This window comes from Bartonella sp. OC68QHHN, assembly GCF_042193875.1.
Classification (GTDB): Bacteria; Pseudomonadota; Alphaproteobacteria; order Rhizobiales; family Rhizobiaceae; genus Bartonella; species Bartonella grahamii_A.
This window is the reverse complement of sequence record NZ_JBHIME010000072.1, coordinates 1-1,120: the sequence shown is the minus strand read 5'-3', so window position 1 is coordinate 1,120 and position 1,120 is coordinate 1. Positions and strand designations below refer to the sequence as shown.

At 36.1% G+C, this 1,120-nt stretch carries 3 protein-coding genes; all 3 read right to left on the bottom strand.

The window, feature by feature from the left end:
* A partial coding sequence (locus ACFIJ0_RS07500; protein WP_375643935.1) for a Rha family transcriptional regulator occupies positions 1–366 on the bottom strand: 366 nt, incomplete at its 3' end.
* A 14-nt stretch (positions 367–380) separates the two neighbouring features.
* A complete protein-coding gene (locus tag ACFIJ0_RS07495) occupies positions 381–743 on the bottom strand; it encodes an antA/AntB antirepressor family protein (protein ID WP_375643934.1) in 363 nt (120 codons plus the stop codon).
* Between the two features lie 65 nt (positions 744–808).
* The coding region (locus ACFIJ0_RS07490; RefSeq protein ID WP_375643933.1) for a hypothetical protein at positions 809–1,120 on the bottom strand (312 nt) is incomplete at its 5' end.

Here is a 1,120-nt window from a genome sequence, read left to right as displayed (position 1 = left end):
CAAAAAGCCAATCATAGCCTTTGGACTTGAATAGTCGATTTGTGGTGTTACCGCTTGCTTTTCTAATTCTTGCCAACGGTCAATTATTTTTGCTCGTAAGGCAGTGCTGTAACCAGATACGAGAATTAAGCATTCACGTTTGGGGAGGTTGTAACAAGGGCGGCTTTCCCCTTTTGTATCAACGTAAGTGCCAATAAAATCAACCCCCTCAAATTTGAGGACGTTAAGTTCTTCAAGCATTTTCTTGATATCACGCATAACATTATCATGTCTTTTTTCACATAATTGAGCTATTTCAATACTGGACATCGTTTGAACAGTTGTGTTTTGAAAATTGTTTTCAGATATTGTAATAAAGTTTCGCATCATCACCTCCTTAATTAATGAAAACACAAGTTTTGGTATAATATTCTGCCATAGTTTCTATGGCGCTCTGCTTTAGCGATTTTCTTTGCTGCGTGAATTTTGAAGTAATGATTATCGGTTTTATCTGTTTCTATTTCAGATTTTGGACAAATCTTCTGTCTGTTCCATTCTTGTTTTGTAAAAACAAAATCCACGCCTTCTTTTAGATCAAGCTTTTCAACACAATCATTAAACCAAGTGGAAAAATCTTGTTTCAAATGTAAGTGCCTATGCATTACATGGGCATTAACCATTTGGACATAACTGATTTTGTCTTCTACCTCGTTTTCAGGGAAGAGATACCCTGTGCTATCTTTATTAGTTTCATGTGTGTTCATGAATTTACTCTAATTAATTATTGATGGATTAAAGGGGGCGCTTTTAAATGCGCCCTTTAGATTTTTTAAAGCACATCACAAGGACGCAAACGGTGTTGCTGTTCGTAAGTACCGTAAATCTCATCATTATATTTTTCGTTTGCTAAATCAGATAAAAGGTCATGGTAAGCAACACTCTCGCGTACAAAGTCATGAACTTTACTCTCCTCATGGAGATGTTCGATATTTTCTTTTACATATACTTCTGCAATTTCTTCAGAGATATCTTCACAATTATTCTCAGAAGGATTGATGCGAAAGATTTGGATTGCATCATCTGCCTCGTCAATAATTTTTAGAACTTGGCTTTCATCCAGTGGTCCCGACCGACCAATGTT

Excerpts from the sequence above, each read along its gene's own strand:
- ACFIJ0_RS07495 (WP_375643934.1), bottom strand. The coding sequence starts at position 743 with ATGAACACACATGAAACTAATAAAGATAGCACAGGGTATCTCTTCCCT.